At 38.3% G+C, this 18,687-nt stretch carries 20 protein-coding genes and 1 tRNA gene; 10 read left to right on the forward strand and 11 right to left on the reverse strand.

Going from position 1 to position 18,687, the window contains the following annotated elements:
* The first annotated feature begins 27 nt into the window (after positions 1 to 27).
* The 4 genes from ACIPUA_RS16725 (at position 28) to ACIPUA_RS16740 (ending at position 2,803) form a co-directional block, all read left to right on the forward strand.
* Complete coding sequence (locus ACIPUA_RS16725; protein WP_042848765.1) at positions 28 to 1,263, forward strand: ArsB/NhaD family transporter; 1,236 nt, start codon at positions 28 to 30, stop codon at positions 1,261 to 1,263.
* Positions 1,264 to 1,282: 19 nt separating this feature from the next.
* The gene (locus tag ACIPUA_RS16730; protein ID WP_071547770.1) at positions 1,283 to 1,882 is read left to right on the forward strand and encodes an ATP-binding cassette domain-containing protein; all 600 of its coding nucleotides are present in this window, start codon (positions 1,283 to 1,285) and stop codon (positions 1,880 to 1,882) included.
* Positions 1,883 to 2,032: 150 nt separating this feature from the next.
* On the forward strand, positions 2,033 to 2,413 hold the full coding sequence (crcB, locus tag ACIPUA_RS16735; protein WP_042848763.1) for a fluoride efflux transporter CrcB: 381 nt from the start codon (positions 2,033 to 2,035) through the stop codon (positions 2,411 to 2,413).
* 12 nt (positions 2,414 to 2,425) lie between these two features.
* Positions 2,426 to 2,803, forward strand: coding sequence for a CrcB family protein (locus ACIPUA_RS16740; protein ID WP_449059886.1), 378 nt, complete (start codon positions 2,426 to 2,428; stop codon positions 2,801 to 2,803).
* A 408-nt stretch (positions 2,804 to 3,211) separates the two neighbouring features.
* Here the strand turns inward: ACIPUA_RS16740 and ACIPUA_RS16745 are convergent, their stop codons facing one another.
* From ACIPUA_RS16745 to mutY, 5 genes are all read right to left on the reverse strand, one after another.
* A complete protein-coding gene (locus ACIPUA_RS16745) occupies positions 3,212 to 4,222 on the reverse strand; it encodes an FUSC family protein (RefSeq protein WP_042848760.1) in 1,011 nt (336 codons plus the stop codon).
* Between the two features lie 488 nt (positions 4,223 to 4,710).
* Positions 4,711 to 4,786 (reverse strand) — tRNA-Phe (locus tag ACIPUA_RS16750).
* Positions 4,787 to 4,973: 187 nt separating this feature from the next.
* Positions 4,974 to 6,047 carry a membrane-bound lytic murein transglycosylase MltC gene (gene mltC, locus ACIPUA_RS16755; protein WP_042848739.1) on the reverse strand — a complete coding sequence of 358 codons (1,074 nt, stop codon included), beginning with the start codon at positions 6,045 to 6,047 and terminating at the stop codon, positions 4,974 to 4,976.
* 54 nt (positions 6,048 to 6,101) lie between these two features.
* Positions 6,102 to 6,371: an oxidative damage protection protein gene (locus ACIPUA_RS16760; protein ID WP_042848738.1), complete on the reverse strand. Its 270-nt coding sequence runs from the start codon at positions 6,369 to 6,371 to the stop codon at positions 6,102 to 6,104.
* Positions 6,372 to 6,382: 11 nt separating this feature from the next.
* A complete protein-coding gene (mutY, locus tag ACIPUA_RS16765; RefSeq protein WP_042848737.1) occupies positions 6,383 to 7,435 on the reverse strand; it encodes an A/G-specific adenine glycosylase in 1,053 nt (350 codons plus the stop codon).
* Positions 7,436 to 7,725: 290 nt separating this feature from the next.
* Between mutY and trmB the strand changes: the two genes are divergently transcribed.
* The 5 genes from trmB (at position 7,726) to ACIPUA_RS16790 (ending at position 11,747) form a co-directional block, all read left to right on the forward strand.
* Entirely contained in the window at positions 7,726 to 8,445 is a 720-nt protein-coding gene (gene trmB, locus ACIPUA_RS16770) for a tRNA (guanosine(46)-N7)-methyltransferase TrmB (protein WP_042848736.1), read from the forward strand.
* Positions 8,445 to 8,774, forward strand: coding sequence for a YggL family protein (locus ACIPUA_RS16775; RefSeq protein ID WP_042848735.1), 330 nt, complete (start codon positions 8,445 to 8,447; stop codon positions 8,772 to 8,774). Before trmB ends, ACIPUA_RS16775 begins: the two co-directional genes overlap by 1 nt.
* Positions 8,775 to 8,883: 109 nt before the next feature.
* Positions 8,884 to 9,810, forward strand: coding sequence for a glutaminase B (gene glsB / locus ACIPUA_RS16780; RefSeq protein ID WP_042848734.1), 927 nt, complete (start codon positions 8,884 to 8,886; stop codon positions 9,808 to 9,810).
* A gap of 53 nt (positions 9,811 to 9,863) precedes the next feature.
* Positions 9,864 to 10,595, forward strand: coding sequence for a DUF2884 family protein (locus ACIPUA_RS16785; RefSeq protein WP_042848733.1), 732 nt, complete (start codon positions 9,864 to 9,866; stop codon positions 10,593 to 10,595).
* Positions 10,596 to 10,796: 201 nt separating this feature from the next.
* Positions 10,797 to 11,747 carry a siderophore ABC transporter substrate-binding protein gene (locus ACIPUA_RS16790; protein WP_042848732.1) on the forward strand — a complete coding sequence of 317 codons (951 nt, stop codon included), beginning with the start codon at positions 10,797 to 10,799 and terminating at the stop codon, positions 11,745 to 11,747.
* Positions 11,748 to 11,918: 171 nt separating this feature from the next.
* On the opposite strand, the gene hemW is transcribed toward ACIPUA_RS16790, so the two are convergent.
* From hemW to ACIPUA_RS16820, 6 genes are all read right to left on the reverse strand, one after another.
* Entirely contained in the window at positions 11,919 to 13,058 is a 1,140-nt protein-coding gene (gene hemW, locus ACIPUA_RS16795; protein ID WP_042848731.1) for a radical SAM family heme chaperone HemW, read from the reverse strand.
* Positions 13,051 to 13,644: an RdgB/HAM1 family non-canonical purine NTP pyrophosphatase gene (gene rdgB / locus ACIPUA_RS16800; protein ID WP_042848750.1), complete on the reverse strand. Its 594-nt coding sequence runs from the start codon at positions 13,642 to 13,644 to the stop codon at positions 13,051 to 13,053. The genes hemW and rdgB overlap by 8 nt, the downstream gene beginning before the upstream one ends.
* Positions 13,645 to 13,660: 16 nt before the next feature.
* Complete coding sequence (locus tag ACIPUA_RS16805; protein ID WP_042848730.1) at positions 13,661 to 14,245, reverse strand: YggT family protein; 585 nt, start codon at positions 14,243 to 14,245, stop codon at positions 13,661 to 13,663.
* A 19-nt stretch (positions 14,246 to 14,264) separates the two neighbouring features.
* A complete protein-coding gene (proC, locus tag ACIPUA_RS16810; RefSeq protein ID WP_042848729.1) occupies positions 14,265 to 15,086 on the reverse strand; it encodes a pyrroline-5-carboxylate reductase in 822 nt (273 codons plus the stop codon).
* A gap of 14 nt (positions 15,087 to 15,100) precedes the next feature.
* Positions 15,101 to 15,793 (reverse strand): YggS family pyridoxal phosphate-dependent enzyme, encoded by a 693-nt coding sequence (locus ACIPUA_RS16815; RefSeq protein WP_042848728.1) that lies wholly within the window; start codon positions 15,791 to 15,793, stop codon positions 15,101 to 15,103.
* A 305-nt stretch (positions 15,794 to 16,098) separates the two neighbouring features.
* Complete coding sequence (locus ACIPUA_RS16820; protein ID WP_042848727.1) at positions 16,099 to 17,088, reverse strand: LacI family DNA-binding transcriptional regulator; 990 nt, start codon at positions 17,086 to 17,088, stop codon at positions 16,099 to 16,101.
* Between the two features lie 351 nt (positions 17,089 to 17,439).
* On the opposite strand from ACIPUA_RS16820, the gene ACIPUA_RS16825 reads away from it, so the two are divergent.
* Positions 17,440 to 18,684: an MFS transporter gene (locus tag ACIPUA_RS16825; RefSeq protein WP_449059887.1), complete on the forward strand. Its 1,245-nt coding sequence runs from the start codon at positions 17,440 to 17,442 to the stop codon at positions 18,682 to 18,684.
* The last annotated feature ends 3 nt before the right edge of the window (positions 18,685 to 18,687 follow it).

Genomic DNA, 18,687 nt, shown 5'->3' on the forward strand with positions numbered 1-18,687 from the left:
ATATAGATAAGAGATAGAGAATTTATTATGGATCTAACCGTTATTATTTTTATTTTAGTGTACGTCGCAATGGCTTTTGGGACTTTCCCTGGGATTAAAATTGACCGTACTGGCGCATCTGTAGCGGGTGCATTGGCCATGATAGGGTTTGGGATTATCTCGCCAAAATTATCTTGGGATGCTATTGATTACAGTGCAATTGGGCTATTATTTGGTTTAATGGTGGTATCCGCATCATTTACGGTATCAGGTTTTTATCACCAAGCGGCTCAAAAAGTCGCTAGCTTAAATATTAGCCCACCCAAATTAATGGCGGTTTTCATTATTGTTGGGGCACTTCTTGCTTCAGTACTTACAAACGATATTGTTGTCGTTGCAATGACGCCTTTATTGGTGTCTATCACGTTATCTCGAGGCCTTAACCCTATTCCTTTTTTACTTGGCTTTTGCTTTGCTGCCAATAATGGTGCCGCCGGTTCTTTAATTGGTAGCCCTAAAAATATGGTTGTTGCACAAGGATTGGACTTATCTTTTATTGGAATACTCAATATTACGGCTATTCCAGTATTATTTTCAATTCCAATTGTATGGTGTGTGATCTCCTTACTTTATCGTAACCGCTGGTATTTATCTGAAGATAAAAAATCATTAATGTCTAGTGGTGAGCCTTCAGTTATTGAATTTAATTGGTGGGAAACAATAAAGGCCGCTACAGTTTTATTTGCTGTTATTTTGGCTTTTTTATTCAGTGATTTGCCGCGTGAGCTTGTTGCATTATCGGCAGCATGCTTTTTATTGTTAAACAGAAAAATAGCGTCCAGTGACATGTTAAAGCATGTTGATGGTGACTTAATTCTGCTAATGATGGGGCTATTTATTATTAATGCCGCATTTTCAAATACGGGTATTCCTCAAGAGATACTACATTACTTATTGGGTAAAGGTATCGACCTAAATAGCCCGATTACGTTATTTTTAGTCACTATCGTGATGAGTATTTTTGTCGGAACCACACCAACGGTTATTTTATTGATCCAGTTTGTTTACCCTCATGGCAATGTTGATCTACTCGGTGCAGCGTTAATTTTAGGTGCTTGTTTTGCAGGTAATATATTTATATTCGGTAGTATTGCTGGAATTATTGCCGTTGAACAATCTTCAGCCCACGGCATTAAAATATCGTTTTTAGAGTTCACTAGATCTGGCGGTATTATTTCCATCATTTGTATTTTTATTGCTGTTGTTTGGTTATCCATCTATTAGCTTATAGAGAGCTGAAAATATGTTAGAAGTTAAAAACTTATGTATAAAGCAAGATAACCGAACCTTATGGGATTCGCTTTCTTTTTCACTGGATAAAAATGAGCGATTAGGGATTTCAGCACCGAGTGGTTTTGGTAAAACAACCTTGGGCCGTGTATTAGCACAATGGCAAATACCGACCCAAGGAAATGTATTATTTAATGGCAAAAGTTTATCTCAAAAAGAATATTGTCCTATTCAGTTAGTTCCTCAGCACCCTGAAAAATGTTTTAACCCGTACCGGACAGTAGGGGAAAGTGTTAGGGATGCTTGGGAGCCTGACCCATACTACCTTGAAAGGTTGTTCATTAAATCAGAGTGGTTGGTTAGAAGGCCAAGTGAGCTTTCTGGTGGTGAACTTGCTCGAATTGCCTTATTAAGAGCCTTAGACCCAAGAACAAAAATATTAATTGCGGATGAAATTACCGCACAGTTAGATGCGCATTTACAGAAAGATATATGGCAGTTTTTAATTCAACTTTCGGAAGAAAGGCCATTATCGATGATTGTTTTTAGTCATAATAAGTTCCTATTGGAAAAGGTGTGTACATTGGTTTGGAATATGGCAATATCAGAATGAATTATCTTATAAAGCTAAATAAGATTACTGGCTATTTAATATCGTCATTTAACGATTATTGATTAACGATGTTCAATTAATGTGTGTGCTTTAATTTAAATTCTAAAAACGATGTCTTTATATCTATGATATTAAATAGAGGGCGTTGCAATGGTAGCTGTTGATATTTTATTAGTCGGTTTTGGCGGCGGTATTGGTTCATTACTGCGGTGGTGGATTGGTCGCTTAGTGGGGGAGCGTTATCATGGGAAATTCCCATTATCAACATTCATTATTAATATTTCAGGAGCATTTGTTATTGGTTTTTTAAGCCGTTATTTTGCGATCGATTGGGATGACCGTTATGGTGCATTTCTACAATCAGCAATTTTAACTGGATTACTGGGGGGGTATACAACGTTCAGTAGTATGCAGCTTGATGCCTTGAAGTTAACTCAAACTAGACAAAAATTGCTCGCCTTATTTTATTTATTACTTTCGGTTTTAGTTGGGTTAGCTGCGGCATTTACTGGTGCTTGGTTAGCAAACTAACAGGGGCTAAAAATGAATATCATGATCTTAGTTTTTATTGGTGGTGCAATTGGTGCAATTTGTCGCGAGTTATTGATGATATCTGTTCCAACCATGAATGACCATTTCCCTCTTGACATATTTATAGCAAATATCGTCGCATCCTTATTGTTGGGTATTGTTGCAGGCTTACTTATGAGAAATAAAATAAGCCAAGGGATGAATGCTTTTTTAGCTATAGGGATCATGGGAGGGTTATCGACATTTTCCAGCTTTGTGTATGGAGCAGTGGAAATAATGAAGTACCCACAGTTCTTCTTAGTTGCAATAAGCTATTTGGTTTTAAGTATCGTTATCGGGTTTGTTGCGATTTATATCGGATACTCAGTAGGTAATAAGCAATATAGTTAATTATCATACTAATATTTTTAAATTTATAAGAGAATAAGAGGTTTTGAAATGAAAATAGGTAAATCAATATGGCATGGGATCACTTCAAAGCCTTATAGATTACAATTATTTTTTGATATAATACTTTTAATATTATCACCTGTGATCTTCATAAGTATAATTGGCTTTGATACTAAAACTCTAGATATGGATGTTTTTATTGTTACATTAGTTATTCTGATTTATATTTACATTACACGTTGGTTTAGCCATTGGTATTGTAATAGACGTGAAAAATAAGTGCATAGATATACAAAAATTTGATAAAGCTACATTTGCTTTTTTGTCATAACTAGCGTCTGTTGTGGTCTAAAAAGAGAGGAAGCTTCATGGTTTATAAAGAAGAAGCTTCCCTGTTTTTCCTTACTATTAACTTGTGATTTTCCTTTTCTTTATAATCCTTATAATGTTTAAAACCAAGCTAGCAAGGATTGCTACAACCCCACCTATAAATGTCTCATATACCCTTGATATGGGAAGTAAATAAGTTGGGTTATGTAAAAATAGCGTTTCCTCAAGAAGAAGTAAAACAAATACAGTAATAGAGAAGGTCTTTAGCATGTAATTTAAACGGAAAAATGTAGGGATAAAAAATATGGTTAAAGCTAATACAGATAAGTAAATATAAGTTTCTTTTGATTTTGTTATACTAAACATAGTGATGACAAAAGCTGCTGCTAATAGACTTCCTAAAAACCTAAGTAACGTAACTTTTATTATATTCATTTCTTTTGGGTGGAGTAACATAATGAATGTTAGAGGAGCCCAATAAGGTTTGTATAGATTTAGATAGTCGGGTATTGAAAGGCTTAAGAATAGAAAAAAGCTGAAAAAGAAGGCTCTTATATATATTTTTTCGTCACTATGATAAATTGCTTTTGAAAATAACCCATTTTTAAACGCATGAATTTCATTGTTTTTATGTTTCAGTAGGCTAAAAATGACTAAACTAACGGCAACCCCCGAGAGATATGCCATTGGCAAGTCAATGCTAATAGAGTCTAACGTTGTTCCCATACAGGAAAAAATAATTAAAAATGGAAATGTGCGATCTAAATAATCATCTTTTTTGTAAAAAAGGTAATAACAATATGATAGGATAAATAAATAGATATAAAAATAAATGGTTAGCTTTAGTAGAAAACCAATTCCCCCACCAACGATAACCAAACATAATAGAAAAAAGATGTAAAAAATATTGCTGCTATCAGGTTTTGCATCATAGACGATATTAGAGAATAATGTTGTTATAACTCCAAATACTCCACCAATGGTGCCAAATAAAGAAAAACAGATAGTTGAGTTTACTATTGCGGCAATCAAAAATGTTCCGTTATTTCTAAAGTTAATATATTTTAATTTTTTATTAATATCTTTCATATTGCTCACTCATTTCATTTTTAAGTTATTTGTATCATATTTTGGAATGAAGTTATATAGTCGGAAAATGTATTGTTTTTATATGCAGAGGTGATTATTAAAATAATATTAAGCTAATTTTTATGTAAATTTTAACTAATTGGTAAACTTAATTGGTGGTTATTCTGTTGGTTCCTAAAACTGAGTAGGTTTTTTAACAGATAAAAATTGTTGCAGCCCACGATAAACAAGAGAGCATCGGTATGGGCCTCACATAGGTAAGCGTCAATTTTTACCTAATGACATTACGCTGGCAATATCACATATATCAGTCACAGTTATAGTGAGCTTCCTGAGGGGGATGTGAGTACAATATCGAGTACTCTTAAACAACACTCGGATAATGAAGTTGATAATAGATAGAGTCGAGTTGAAACTTAGGAGAGTGTTGAAATTAGCGGGCTTTACAAACGAAAACAGACGTCGATTGACGTCTGTTAATAATGAGGTGGTGCCCGGACTCGGAATCGAACCAAGGACACGGGGATTTTCAATCCCCTGCTCTACCGACTGAGCTATCCGGGCAACGGAGCGTATTAAACCTGATTTCATTGGTTGAGTCAAGACGCTTTCAATAAACTTTTGACTGTATGCGCTTTTTTTCAACATGTTAGCTAGTTTTTAACCGAAAAAACATAAAAAGACTAAGGTTATTAGTCAACGCCAGCCTGAAATGGCTTTAGGGTTGACTGGCGTTGATGTTTATCGGCTTTTAACGTAAGTAATTTTTCTGAGCTTTATTCACTTTAATTAGATAATTACGTGACTCAGCGGCAGGGTGCTTAGTAGACAAGGTTTCATATACCTCACCTGGCTCTAAATTATTAATACGTTGTGCTGCTTGTTTTTTATCACTATGAAAGACACGCAATACGCTGCCAGCCCCACCATTATAGGCCGTTATAACGGCATATCGGCGTGATGTTTGGTTACGAATATCGCCTAAATAACTGTTTTGTAATATCGCCAAATAGGCTGTACCAGTATCGATATTCTTTTCGGGGTCAAATAAATAACTACGGCTAGGAACACCGGATTTACCTTGTGAGCGGAAAACATCCTTACCCGCAGTATTTGGCATTATTTGCATTAACCCCATAGCATCCGAACGGCTTACAGCATAAGGGTTGAAACTTGATTCAATTTGCATAATCGCCAGAATTAGTGATTCATCAACACCGTATTTTGCGGCTGATTTTTTAATATATGGCAAATATTTATGAGCTCGTTTGTCTAAATGATTTGGGACTAATTGCATGGTCACTGACCAAACAACATTCATACCAGACTGGCGGCGCTGCATTTTATTTTCGACTAGATAATCAGCAAACTTTGTTGCACGCCATTCCCAACGAATAGCTTCCCCAGTGTTATCGAGTACTTGGCCAAATAAGAATGGCTCTTTACTGTGGGGAATATCATTAATATCAGAGTAAAGGTCGATAGAGTTGGGGTCATCACCCATCAATAATGTGGTGACAATTGCTTTTTTTAAGTGTTCAGAAGGCTCTATTGCTGAAATAGTTTCGACGGTGATAGTCCCTGCATCAAAGTTAATATGGCTGCGGGTACGGTATTCATCTGTGTATTTCACATAGTCTTTTGGACCTGCAATCAGCACTTCTTTAATGCCCCAAATATTTTCAATATTATGGGCAAATTGCCCCATTAAAATATCGAACCCATTGGTGTCTTTGACATGATTAGGGTTAAAGTCAGACTTTTGATTACTAGAACATGAAACAATTAGAGGGATCAATAAGCTCAGCGCAAATAGTTTTTTCATACGATTCACAGTCTTGGTGCAAGAGTCTACCTACTGAGTAGGTAGACAAACAGATTATTTTTCAGGCGTATAACCATCAATATGAATATCATGACCTTCAAACAAGAACTTGATCATTTCTTGTTCTAACATTTTACGGTCATCGGGGTTCATGGTATTGAGTTTCTTTTCATTAATGAGCATGGTTTGTTTAGCCATCCATTGACTCCATGCTTCTTTCGATATCTCGTTAAAAATACGTTTTCCTAACTCACCTGGGTAAAGCTGAAAATCTTGCCCATCAGCATCACGTTGTAAGAATGTACAAAAAATGGTTCTACTCATTAACTTTTTCCTCAAATTTCAGGTAGTAAGGTAAGCTGCTTTAATAAATTTTCAACTGGGGCAGCAAGACCGATAGTTGCACCTAAGTGTAAGTTATACCAGAGTCCCTTGCCTTCATCCATGGCAGAATTAAATGCCTGAATATTAACTTTTACAGGGATAATATCTAAATGAAAATGGCTAAATGTGTGGCGGAAGGAAATTAATTGCTCTGGCGAGTTATATTCAAGGCCAGAATCTTTTAACCATTGATTAAGTTGCTCTAAAGACTCAAATTGAGGGAAGGCAAATAGCCCACCCCAGATGCCTGATGGCGGTCGTTGTTCTAACCATACATTATCTTCGTGTTGCATAATTAAGAACCAAGCACTTTTTTCAGGGATCTTTTGTTTCGGTTTTTTTCCGGGGTAGTTCGACCATGAGTGATTCGCATAAGCAATACAGCCAAAATTAACAGGGCAAATTTCACATTTAGGTTTACTACGGGTGCAGACCATAGCCCCTAAATCCATCATGGCTTGGTTAAAAAACTCGACCCCAACTTTTGGCGTGACGTCAGTGCTAATATCCCACAGGCGGTTTTCCACTTCCTTTTTCCCCGGCCAGCCATCAACCGCATAGGCACGAGCTAACACGCGTTTAACATTACCATCTAAAATAGGGTAGTGCTGCTGTTGTGATAATGACAAAATCGCCCCTGCTGTTGAACGCCCAACACCGGGTAGAGCAAGTATTTCATCGAATGTACGGGGAAATTGGCCATTATATTGAGTGGCGACCATTTGTGCGGCTTTATGCAGGTTACGAGCCCGTGCGTAGTAGCCAAGACCTGTCCACAGGTGTAATACTTCATCAAGCGGCGCATTGGCAAGGGCTGTGACATCCTCAAAACGAGCAATAAACTTCTCAAAATACGGAATGACAGTACTTACTTGGGTTTGTTGCAGCATAACCTCTGACAACCACACATGATAGGATGATTTTTCCTGTTGCCAAGGTAAGGTTTTACGGCCGTATTTGTGATACCAGCCGAGCACTGCAGATGAAAATTGTTGAGCTTCCATTGATAATTTTATTTTTATTGATATTGCCAGTCATGGTAGGAATTGCAACATAGACTACGGGGGCTGTAAACCGCTATTGTGTGGTTTAGTGTAAAGTTAGCTAATTATCAACTGCAACCTTGCAGAAGTTTTGCTAAACTCCGATATCCTTTGTGTCTCAAAGGGGGCTAAAGGCTCCCATTTGGGGTATTTAGGGTAGGAATTGATAGGTTTGATAATGAATCACCTTAATATCACTTGATTGTTGGCACATTAACTTAATTGGGCAACTATTTTTTAGAACCTTTATTATGATCAATAATGTAATCTCCCCCGAATATAATGAAGAAGGGCGGGTTATGCGCCGAGTCCGTAGTTTTGTCCGCCGTCAAGGGCGTCTGACAAAACGTCAGGAAGACGCATTAGAAAAAGAATGGGCAGAGAAAGGCATTGATTTTATCAATCAGCCTTTTGATTTTGCCAAAGTATTCAAGAACTCAAATCCAGTGACATTGGAAATTGGGTTTGGCATGGGCGCTTCATTGGTGGCCATGGCATCACAAAATGCAGATAAAAACTTTTTAGGTATTGAAGTTCATGCGCCGGGGGTTGGGGCATGTTTAGCATCAGCAAAAGAAGAGAATGTCACTAATTTACGCGTGATGTGCCATGATGCTATCGAAGTATTGGATTACATGATCCCTGATGGTAGCTTGGCAATGGTTCAGTTGTTTTTCCCTGACCCATGGCATAAAGCCAAGCACAACAAACGTCGTATTGTTCAAGTCCCTTTTGCGGAAAAAATTCGCAGTAAATTAACAATTGGCGGTGTTTTCCATATGGCGACTGATTGGCAGCCATATGCTGAGCATATGCTTGAAGTCATGACGAGTGTCGAAGGCTATAATAATTTATCATCATCAGGTGATTACGTTCCTCGTCCTGCAACAAGGCCAGAAACAAAGTTTGAAAAGCGAGGCCAGCGGTTAGGGCACGGTGTATGGGATTTAATGTTTGAGAGGATCAAATAATGGCTAAACAACCACGTAGTCGTCGTTTACGTAAAAAAATGCGCTTGGATGAATTCCAAGAGTTAGGCTTCACTGTTAAATGGAGCTTTAAAGAAGGTACGCCGATTGAGGAAGTTGACAGCACCGTTGACCAACTGATTGCAGAAGCGATTGAGCCGAATGGTTTAGCGTTTGAAGCAAGTGGCTACATGAGTTGGGAAGGGATCGTTTGCTTACAAAAAATTGGTAAGTGTACCGAAGAGCACCGTCAAATTGTTGAAAACTGGCTAAAATCAAAAGGCATGAACGACGTCGTTGTTTCTGAGTTGTTTGATGTTTGGTGGGAATGATTTTATTGGGTTTATCTCAATGAATAAACTCAATTTTCACTAGTTTGAAGAGGCATCCAAAATTGGGTGCCTTTATTTTCTGTAGTAAACATTATCTGGAGTCAACGTTTTGAGCGCCATGTTTTCTAACCAGCTACTCAACGATATCCTAGACCAAGTACGCCCACTTATTGGAAAAGGCTGCGTTGCAAACTATATCCCTGCTTTGGGCTGTGTGCCGCCTCATCAATTAGGTATTGCTGTTTCCACTATAGATGGTGATATTTTTACTGCGGGCGAGGCATATCAGCGCTTTTCAATACAGTCCATTTCTAAAGTGTTGAGCCTCACCTTGGCGATGACACGCTATGAAGAAAATGAAATTTGGAGTCGCGTTGGTAAAGAACCTTCTGGGTTACCATTTAACTCCCTTATTCAAATTGAAATGGAAAAAGGCATCCCGCGAAACCCATTTATCAATGCGGGAGCGATAGTGATCGCCGATATGTTGCAATCTCGTTTAAGTGCGCCTAAGCAACGGATGCTAGAGTTTGTTCGAAAATTGTCTTGTGAACCTGATATAAGCTATGACACAGTGGTTGCCCGCTCAGAACTGGAACATGCAAGCCGTAATGCCGCAATTGCTTATTTAATGAAATCCTTTGGTAATTTTGAGAACGATGTTTTAACCGTTCTCGAAACTTATTTTCATTATTGCTCTCTAAGTATGAACTGTGTCGAATTAGCGAAATGTTTTTCCTATTTAACATCACAAGGAATGTCATCTTGTTCCATTGACCCAATCATCACTCCACTACAATCAAGGCAAATCAATGCGTTGATGATGACATGTGGTATGTATGATGGCTCTGGCGAATTTGCATTTCGGATAGGAATGCCCGGCAAGTCTGGTGTTGGCGGTGGTATCGTTTGTGTGGTACCAAACCAATTCACTGTAGCAGTTTGGTCCCCCGAACTCGATGCGGCGGGGAACTCTCTGGCTGGTTGTGCTGCCTTAGAGTTATTATCAAAGCGAATTGGACGTTCTGTTTTTTAACGCCACTGGTTGAAGCCATTAGTCGTTGATATAACGTTTTACTAGGAGATTTTATGTTACGTCGTACATTAATTGCATTTTCACTCCTTGCCTGCGCGACAAGCCAAGCTGCAGATTATAATTGCTCTGTCACTCCGAAAGATGACATCTTTATGACGCCAGAAAGTGTACAGGTCATTGGCCGTAGCGGTGATTTAAAAATTACCCCAGACGGCGATATCACACTCAATGGTAACAATATTGCCGCGACAGAAACGCAAAAACAGCAAGCTATCCGTTATCAATCGATGATCCGTAGTGATTTACCTTGGATAAAACAAGAATCAGAAAAAAAATTATCTACTTCAAGGGAAACCATTGATAAAGTGGTTGTTAAAGTCATTGGGGGGGATAGCAATATTCGTAACCGGTTGACTAAACTAGAAAAAGAACTGAATGGGCAAATTGATCAAATCATTGAGACTCGCCCTAACGGTTATGTATTCCATCATGAAGCGATGAAAACAGTAGAAACAAAAGGTCGTCAGCTGGTTAATGAAAGCTTAGGTGGTATTTTGCAAGATAGTATCAATGAAATGGGGCGCAAACAATTGTTATCTGGGGGCGATGCAAGCAAGGCCTTGCAAGGGATGTTGGGTAATCTAGGTGGGTTGCAACAAGAGCTTGAGTCCGAATGGAAAACACAAGAAAAAAGCTTCCAACAGTTTGGGCAACAAGTCTGTGCTAAAGTGACTTCAATGGAACAACAACGCGTTTCACTACTTAACTCGCTCAAAGCTAACTAATTAGTTAATCCCGTATAAAAACAGTAAGATATAAAATCATCTTACTGTTTTATTATTTCATTCTCTGTAACTTTTCATTATAAATGTGATATTCGCATCATTAATGGTAATGAAAATGAAATTGATTCTTATTTAGTTGACATCTAAGTCACTCTCTTTACAATGCGGGTTTGGCTTAATGACTAAATTGGGATCGTTTAAATGAAAAAGTTCATTCCTGCAGTACTTGTTTCTGTATTGTCATTCTCTGCTCCTTTGGCTTTTAGCGCAGAACCGGCTGCTTTCACACCCAATGTGGTGACAGCGCAAGGTGCTGAAAAAGTCACGATTAAACATCTTTCAGGTGAAACTGAGGTGGCCAAAAAACCACAAAAGGTGGTTTTATTTGATTTCGGTGTTTATGACTCAATGCAAAAACTAGGCCTAGGTGATAAAGTCGTTGCGTTACCAACAGCAAATGCACCTGCTTATGTTAAAGGCAATATTCCAGCGTCAATGGAAAATGCAGGTGGGATGAAACAGCCCGATTTAGCAAAAATTGCACTGTTAAAACCTGATCTTATTGTGATCACGGGCCGCCAAGGCAAATCTTATGAGGCGCTATCAAATATTGCACCAACGATCAACCTAGGCTCCGATAGTAAACATTATATGGAATCAGTAAAGGCAAATCTTGGGGTAATTGGTGAATTGTATGGCAATCAAAAATCAGTTGATGAACAACTGGTCGAATTAGATAAAACCATTGCAGATGCTCAGAAAAAAGCCGCTGATTCAAATAAAAAAGTATTAGTGTTAATGCATAATGATGGCAAGCTGATCCCAAATAATCAAGCTGTTGTCTATAACGTAGTGAAAGCTCAGCGTGCTGAATTACCTATTGATGAAAATGCCGATAAGTCTAAACGCCGTGTGGTCGATAGCAAAGCCATCGCACAAGCCAATCCTGATGTGATCCTGATTATTGACCGTAGTGAAGCGATTGGCGCAGGCAAATTAGATAAAACCGTTTTTGAAGATACAAACATTCAAGAAACGAAAGCTTATAAAGATGGCAAGATTACCTATTTACAATCTGACTTGTGGTACTTGTCAGGTGGTGGCTTAGTCAGCTTAACTGAACAAGTGAATGCTGTCGTTAATGCCCTGTAATTAATATCTGCCGTTGTCTTATTGGCTACGGCAATATTTACTATCCTCATTGTTATTGTCGTTTATTTCTTTTTTATCTCTAAATAAAAAGCCCGCATCAGGTGTTGATGCGGGCTTTCAATGAACGAGCGAAATATACCTTCGATTAACAAACGATTTTTTGCTTAAAAATCATTCCTCATCTAAAAACAATTCTAACAACGAGTTGAGAAACAGTTTTCCATGTTCTGTAATTTGCCATTCGTTATCCGTCTCAGTGATATAACCCTTTGTTAATGCTTCATCAATAGCTGGTCTAACTGTTGATTCGGGTAACCCAGTATATTGGGTAAATTCATCACGAGGCATTGCTTCAAGTAAGCGGAGACGGTTCATAAAATATTCAAATGGCCTATCTTTGGTGTCAACATCATAGGATTGATGAATGTAACGACCTTCCATATAGCCACGAGGGTGCTTGGTTTTTACTGTACGTAAAATTCTTCCATCTTCAAATGTGATTTTACCGTGTGCCCCACAGCCAATACCAAGGTAATCACCGAATCGCCAATAATTAAGATTGTGCTCGCATTGATAACCCGGTTTGGCATAAGCTGACGTTTCGTATTGCTGATAGCCAGCTGCACTCAATAATTTATGACCTTCTGTATAGATATCCCACAGAGTATCGTCGTCAGGTAACGTGGGAGGGCGTGACCCAAATTGAGTGTTAGGTTCAATGGTCAACTGATACCAAGACAAATGCGGTGGGGCAAGCTCAATAGCTTGACGTAAATCAGATAAACCTTCATTGCGAGTTTGAGATGGGAGGCCATGCATTAAATCGAGGTTAAAGCTTCTCAAATTTAAATTTGTCGCTAATTGAGCGGCACGCTTTGCTTCATCAGCGCCATGAATGCGGCCTAATGTTATTAATTTATCATTACCAAAGCTTTGCACACCAATGGAAATTCGGTTGATCCCCGCAGCTTGATAGCCAGCGAAACGGTCTGCCTCTACCGTTCCGGGGTTAGCTTCCATGGTAACCTCAGCTTGTACATCTAACTGGATACGTTGGCGAATACCATCCATCAAGGCTTGCATGGACTCGGCAGTTAACAGACTCGGGGTTCCCCCACCAATAAAAATAGTTTTGACAGGGCGTTCACCAATTAATTGCGCATCAATATCAAGGTCTGCCAATAGGTGCTCAACATATTCCATTTGGGGAATTTCCCCTTTGAGGGTGTGTGAATTGAAATCACAATATGGGCACTTTTGCACACACCAAGGAATATGAACATATAAACTCAATGGTGGTTGTTTAAGCATTTTTTAATGCTTCCAACATCATTGTTAGGGCTTTACCACGATGTGAAATGGCTTGTTTTTCTGCTTTAGTTAACTCCGCTGAAGTACAACCCAATTCAGGAATATAGAAAATAGGGTCATAACCAAAACCCCCTTGGCCTTTACGTTCACGAGTAATAATGCCTTGCCAACGACCGTGGAATACTAAGGGGGTCGGGTCTTCTGCATGGCGTAAATACACTAAAACACAGTTAAATTGTGCCTGACGTTGGCCATCAGGCACATGTTCCATTGCATTAAGTAATTTTATAAGGTTTTGCTCATCATTCGCCTCTTCCCCCGCATAACGTGCGGAGTAGATACCCGGAGCTCCTCCCAGTGCATCAACAGAGATCCCTGAATCATCGGCAATTGCGGGTAAGCCCGTTTGCGCCGCAGCATGTCGGGCTTTCAGGATAGCATTTTCAATGAAGGTTAAACCTGTTTCTTCAGCAGATTCAACACCTAATGAAGTTTGCGCGACAATATCCATACCAAAATCACGGAGTAAGTCGGCTAACTCATTCACTTTTCCCGGATTGCCGGTGGCTAAAACAACTTTTTGCATCATTTAGAACTCATTTTTACATAATACCAATGGAATACATCATTGCTGTGAGTGATGGGTCAATCCATAAGGAAATATCTACACGCAAATAGTTAAGCGCAATCAAGATAAACATCACAATCATGGCTGAGAAGTCTAACCCGCCCATTGCTGGAATAATACGACGGATTGGTGCCATTAATGGTTCTGTTAATTGGTACAATAAATAGTCAACAGGGTTACGGCCTTGGCTGACCCAGCTTAAAATAGCGCGGATTAAAATCATCCAGAAAATCAATTTACCTGCGTAGGTTAATAATAAAATAACCCCCATAGGTAGGATCGTAACACCTAAAATTGGCAGTAAATTAGTTGCCCACATACCGAAAATAATTGCAGCTAATGCCAGCACAAAAGCGACAACAACTGAAGCGGTATCGACTGAGCCAATAGCGGGGATCACTCGACGTAATGGCCCAACAATGGGTTGAGTTGCCTTAACGACAAATTTTGAAAATGGGTTATAAAAATCGGCACGTACACATTGCATCCAAACACGCAGTAGTAAAACAAAAATGTACAGCTGGATCAGAGTAGTGACAACAAAAACGATAGTCTTCATGGCAAATTCCGCGATTAAATTAAAAAAGTTTTTCCATCTCTTCGGCTCTGTCAATTGCACTTTGCATTGCATTGGCAACAGTTTGCGGAAGATTTCCATTATAAAATTGTTCTAAAGCCATCGCGGTAGTACCGCCTTTAGAGGTGACCTGTTCACGTAATGTTGAAAAGGCTGTATCACTTTGTGATTTAGCTAGTTCCACAGAGCCTTCTATGGCATTGAGGACTAATTCACGGGCTTGCACACTATCATAACCGAGTTGTTGCGCTTTTTGCTGCATTGCTTCCATAAATAAGAAGAAATAAGCAGGGGAACTGCCTGTAATCGCAATAATATTATTGATCTCTTGCTCTTTTTGGCACCAAATTGTTGTCCCAACGCTTTGCATGAGTTCTTGTGCGAATTTTTTGTCTTGCTCTGATACTTGCCCTTGAGCAAACAACCCACTAACGCCTTTACCCACTAATGATGGCGTATTTGGCATAATGCGCACTAAATTAAGCGGGTGTGCGAGGTATTCGTTATAGCGTTCAGCAGGGATGCCCGCAGCAATGGTGAGGACTAATTTTTGGTCAAAATTGGTAACTTGTTGCAGTGGCTCACAGACCTCTTTCATCATTTGTGGTTTGACTGCGAGCATAATCACATCGGCGGCTTGCACTGCGGCTAGGTTGTCATGGCGACTGATTATACCGTACTGTTCGGCGAGTTTGTCACGGCGTACAGGGGTTGGAGAACAAACCGTGATCATGGATGCAGGGTAACCGTGGTTAACCAAACCTGTAATAATGGCTTGAGCCATATTTCCGGCACCGATGAAGGCAATTTTACGATGTTGCATTCTGTTCTCCTTATTTATTGGTGATACTGGCGAGCGCCAAAAATAGCGGTTCCTATACGTACCAAAGTAGAGCCGCAATGAATTGCTGCGCGCATGTCATCAGTCATACCCATCGAAAGTGTATCGACGGTAGCGTAATTTGTTTGTAATTGCTTAAATGCAGCATCCATCTTGCGAAATGTGGCACACTGGCGTTCGTAATCTGTTTCGGGGGCAGGGATTGTCATCAAACCACGTAATACCAGATTAGGCATAGTGACGACTTGGGCGGCTAGTTCGTTTAATTCCGCTAAGGTGATCCCCGATTTACTATTCTCATCACTAATATTGATTTGGATGAGAACATTTAAAGGGGCTTTATCGCTAGGACGTTGGTCGTTCAATCGTTGAGCGATTTTTGCCCTGTCAAGGGTGTGAAACCAATCAAAGTGTTCGGCAACTAGGCGGCTTTTATTGGATTGTAATGGGCCGATAAAATGCCAAACAAGGTCATTCCTATTTGAAAAATATTGAATTTTTTCAACACCTTCTTGAACATAATTTTCACCAAATTGGAAAAGACCAGCCTCAATGGCTTCTGAAATAGCTTCACAAGGTTTGGTTTTACTTACAGCAAGCAGCGTAATGTCTTGTGGTGAGCGTTGGCACTCTGCGGCGGCAAGATCAATACGTGCTGTGACATCAGAGATATTATTTTGAATGGTCATTGTTTTATTCAATATAGTTTAATTCAATATTGGTGTATTCACATACAGGTCTATTTACCAAGTAGATGAATTGCGGTTATTGACCATAGTGTAAAGCAAATCGCGTCAGAACGGCACCTTTGCATAGGGGGAATTCAAAAAAATACTGGTTAAGCTTGATAAAAAAGCATTTTCTAACAGTGTCCTTAAATCTGCTTTCCCAGATAACAGCAAAAGGCCGATTGATTCATAACAGACGGTGATGCTGACAAAATAGGCACACTAGTGACAGCAGTAAAAAGATAACGGCAACCCGAACTCGATAATCAAAACTGTGTTGAACCCCTTGTAATGATTTCCAATTTAATAACTTCTTGTTTTATTGGTTCTTTCCGGTCGGAAATTTTATCTAAAAGCATTTTTATCGCTAATTCGCCTATATATTGAGTGGGTATTTTAACCGTAGACAGTTCGGGGTTTAAATAATTGCAAAGGTCAGTATCATTGAATCCGATCACGGCAACATCTTTAGGAATCGTGATGTTAAGCTGCTTTGCTGCTCGATAAAGCGCACCAGCTAATAAGTCATCATCGCAAAATACAATATTGGGTTTTTGCTGAAGTAAAGATGCTGCATTTTGGGTTGCTTCAGCAAGGTTAAAGGATGAGTAAATGACACATTTAGATTTTTCTACATAGTTTAATGACTCGAATTCATTGTTAAATAATTTATGGCGATTTAGAAAATGTTGCCTTGGGATATCAGATCTAAAAAAACCAACCTTAAACCGTTTCATTTTATGCGTAATAGAGAACGCAGATTTGATCGTTTTATCAATATCTAAAAGAATGTCATTATTTTTTTCATCATCAGACTCTATGAATATCAGCTTATCTCGGTAATTTTCTAATAATTCGATATGTTTTTTTTCACATGAATAAATAATGCAGCCACTAATTAGTTTACTTTGAAATAATGAAAATAAATGTTCAGACCATTGTTTGTTGGCATAACTATCTAAAAGAATTAAAGAATACCCGGATTTGGTTGCTGAAAGCTCTGCAGCATGAACGACTTTTCCGAAATAGGGTTGTTGAATATCGGGGACAATAAATGCAACGGTACGTGAATTTCCACTACGTAAAATTTGTGCATTGATATTAGGCTGATAGCCTAGCTCTTTTGCCACACAGAGGATTTTTTCACGGGTTTTTTCAGATACTCGGCCTTGGTAACGACCACTAAATACAAGAGATACAGCCGACTGTGAGACGTTAGCTAAACGGGCGACATCTTTACTGTTAACAGTAGACATTTTTTCTCCATATCAAGAGTGAAAACATAAAAAATACTTTATAAACAGATGGATGCGTTATTCTAAACGAATTAAAAATGATCTAATACGCTCATACTAAATGATAAATTTTGTTTGGGCTTATTAATTTGCAAGCTTTATGTTTTTATGTGATCCATGTCAAGTCATACGTATTACTTGCTGTGAAGTATATCACTTTATTCTTGTTTAATACCCAGTACATTAATTAAAACCAAGAAATGCATTAGAGGAAAATGCTCAGTAGTAGAATCAATGTTTTTATTAGCCATACCGAATGTACATTGTATATAAACGTGTTTACGTAATATTGAGTGAGGTAAATAAATTATTATGAGCACAATTACTCGATTAAAAATAGTCTCGTTTATGCAGTTTTTTATATGGGGCTCTTGGCTAGTTACATTTGCTTCATATATGTTTAATACACTCCACTTTACAGGTGGAGATGTTGGGTTAGTCTTTAGTTCTTTAGGCATTGCATCACTATGCTCACCTATTTTAATGGGGCTAATTGCAGATAGAATTAATAATAGAAAATTCGTCTATGTTACCATTCATTTAATATCGGCGTGTTTTTTTTTTGCAATGGCACATAGTACTTCGGTTAGTTTGCTTTTCGCCATGACATTAGTTCATCTGATTTTTTATATGCCAACAATGTCAATCTGTAATAGTATAATTTTTGAAATACTGGATAGGGAAAAATTAAAATCAGAAAATTATTTCCCAAAAATCAGGGTGTATGGAACTGTTGGTTTTATAGCTGCAATGTGGATTATTAGCTTATTAAAGTTAGAGATGAGTTATTATCAATTGTATATAGCAGCAATAGCTTCCGTGGCTTTAAGCCTTTATTCTGTTATTTTTATATCGGTAAATAAAGATAACCATAATTTGGAATGTGATCCTCATTCATTTAAATTTAGTGATTTGGCTGTCTTATTTAGGAAATCTCAAGTCGTTGTTTTCTTGTTTTTTTCTATGCTGCTAGGGTCTGTTTTACAAATCACGAATACTCTCGGTGTACCCTTTTTGCAGGATCTGGCTGCCGCACCAGAGGCTCAAAACTCTATTTTTTCAACCTACCCGACAATTTTTTTATCAATATCGCAATTCTCAGAAGTGATTTTTATATTGCTACTTCCTTTTTTATTAAAGTATATCAAGATAGAAAAAGTTTTATTGTTGAGCATGATAGCTTGGATTTTACGCTTCGGGTTATTTGCATATGGTGATTTTACCTATATAGGAACAATAGCATTATTCCTTTCAATGTTAGTATATGGTTGCGCCTTTGATTTCTTTAATATTTCGGGTTCTTTATTCTTGGAAAAAGAAATAGCACCTGAATTTCGTTCTACAGCACAAGGCGTATTTACTACTTTAGTTAATGGATTTGGTACTTTCTTAGGTGCCATATTGAGTGGCTGGGTATTAGATCTTAATACGATAAATGGGGTTGTAGATTGGAAAATGTTTTGGATTGTATTCACTAGCTATACGATTACATTCACATTTATTTATGTACTGTACATGTTTTTTTCAAATAGAAAAAAACAGCATGCTTATTCATAAAAA

This window comes from Providencia sp. AGC89, assembly GCF_053543535.1.

What these genes read in the sequence shown, in the direction of transcription:
- ACIPUA_RS16725 (WP_042848765.1), top strand. Translation starts at nt 28, where the DNA reads ATGGATCTAACCGTTATTATTTTTATTTTAGTGTACGTCGCAATGGCT.
- ACIPUA_RS16730 (WP_071547770.1), top strand. Translation starts at nt 1,283, where the DNA reads ATGTTAGAAGTTAAAAACTTATGTATAAAGCAAGATAACCGAACCTTA.
- crcB (WP_042848763.1), top strand. Translation starts at nt 2,033, where the DNA reads ATGGTAGCTGTTGATATTTTATTAGTCGGTTTTGGCGGCGGTATTGGT.
- ACIPUA_RS16740 (WP_449059886.1), top strand. Translation starts at nt 2,426, where the DNA reads ATGAATATCATGATCTTAGTTTTTATTGGTGGTGCAATTGGTGCAATT.
- ACIPUA_RS16745 (WP_042848760.1), bottom strand. Translation starts at nt 4,222, where the DNA reads ATGAAAGATATTAATAAAAAATTAAAATATATTAACTTTAGAAATAAC.
- mltC (WP_042848739.1), bottom strand. Translation starts at nt 6,047, where the DNA reads ATGAAAAAACTATTTGCGCTGAGCTTATTGATCCCTCTAATTGTTTCA.
- ACIPUA_RS16760 (WP_042848738.1), bottom strand. Translation starts at nt 6,371, where the DNA reads ATGAGTAGAACCATTTTTTGTACATTCTTACAACGTGATGCTGATGGG.
- mutY (WP_042848737.1), bottom strand. Translation starts at nt 7,435, where the DNA reads ATGGAAGCTCAACAATTTTCATCTGCAGTGCTCGGCTGGTATCACAAA.
- trmB (WP_042848736.1), top strand. Translation starts at nt 7,726, where the DNA reads ATGATCAATAATGTAATCTCCCCCGAATATAATGAAGAAGGGCGGGTT.
- ACIPUA_RS16775 (WP_042848735.1), top strand. Translation starts at nt 8,445, where the DNA reads ATGGCTAAACAACCACGTAGTCGTCGTTTACGTAAAAAAATGCGCTTG.
- ACIPUA_RS16785 (WP_042848733.1), top strand. Translation starts at nt 9,864, where the DNA reads ATGTTACGTCGTACATTAATTGCATTTTCACTCCTTGCCTGCGCGACA.
- ACIPUA_RS16790 (WP_042848732.1), top strand. Translation starts at nt 10,797, where the DNA reads ATGAAAAAGTTCATTCCTGCAGTACTTGTTTCTGTATTGTCATTCTCT.
- hemW (WP_042848731.1), bottom strand. Translation starts at nt 13,058, where the DNA reads ATGCTTAAACAACCACCATTGAGTTTATATGTTCATATTCCTTGGTGT.
- rdgB (WP_042848750.1), bottom strand. Translation starts at nt 13,644, where the DNA reads ATGCAAAAAGTTGTTTTAGCCACCGGCAATCCGGGAAAAGTGAATGAG.
- ACIPUA_RS16805 (WP_042848730.1), bottom strand. Translation starts at nt 14,245, where the DNA reads ATGAAGACTATCGTTTTTGTTGTCACTACTCTGATCCAGCTGTACATT.
- proC (WP_042848729.1), bottom strand. Translation starts at nt 15,086, where the DNA reads ATGCAACATCGTAAAATTGCCTTCATCGGTGCCGGAAATATGGCTCAA.
- ACIPUA_RS16815 (WP_042848728.1), bottom strand. Translation starts at nt 15,793, where the DNA reads ATGACCATTCAAAATAATATCTCTGATGTCACAGCACGTATTGATCTT.
- ACIPUA_RS16820 (WP_042848727.1), bottom strand. Translation starts at nt 17,088, where the DNA reads ATGTCTACTGTTAACAGTAAAGATGTCGCCCGTTTAGCTAACGTCTCA.
- ACIPUA_RS16825 (WP_449059887.1), top strand. Translation starts at nt 17,440, where the DNA reads ATGAGCACAATTACTCGATTAAAAATAGTCTCGTTTATGCAGTTTTTT.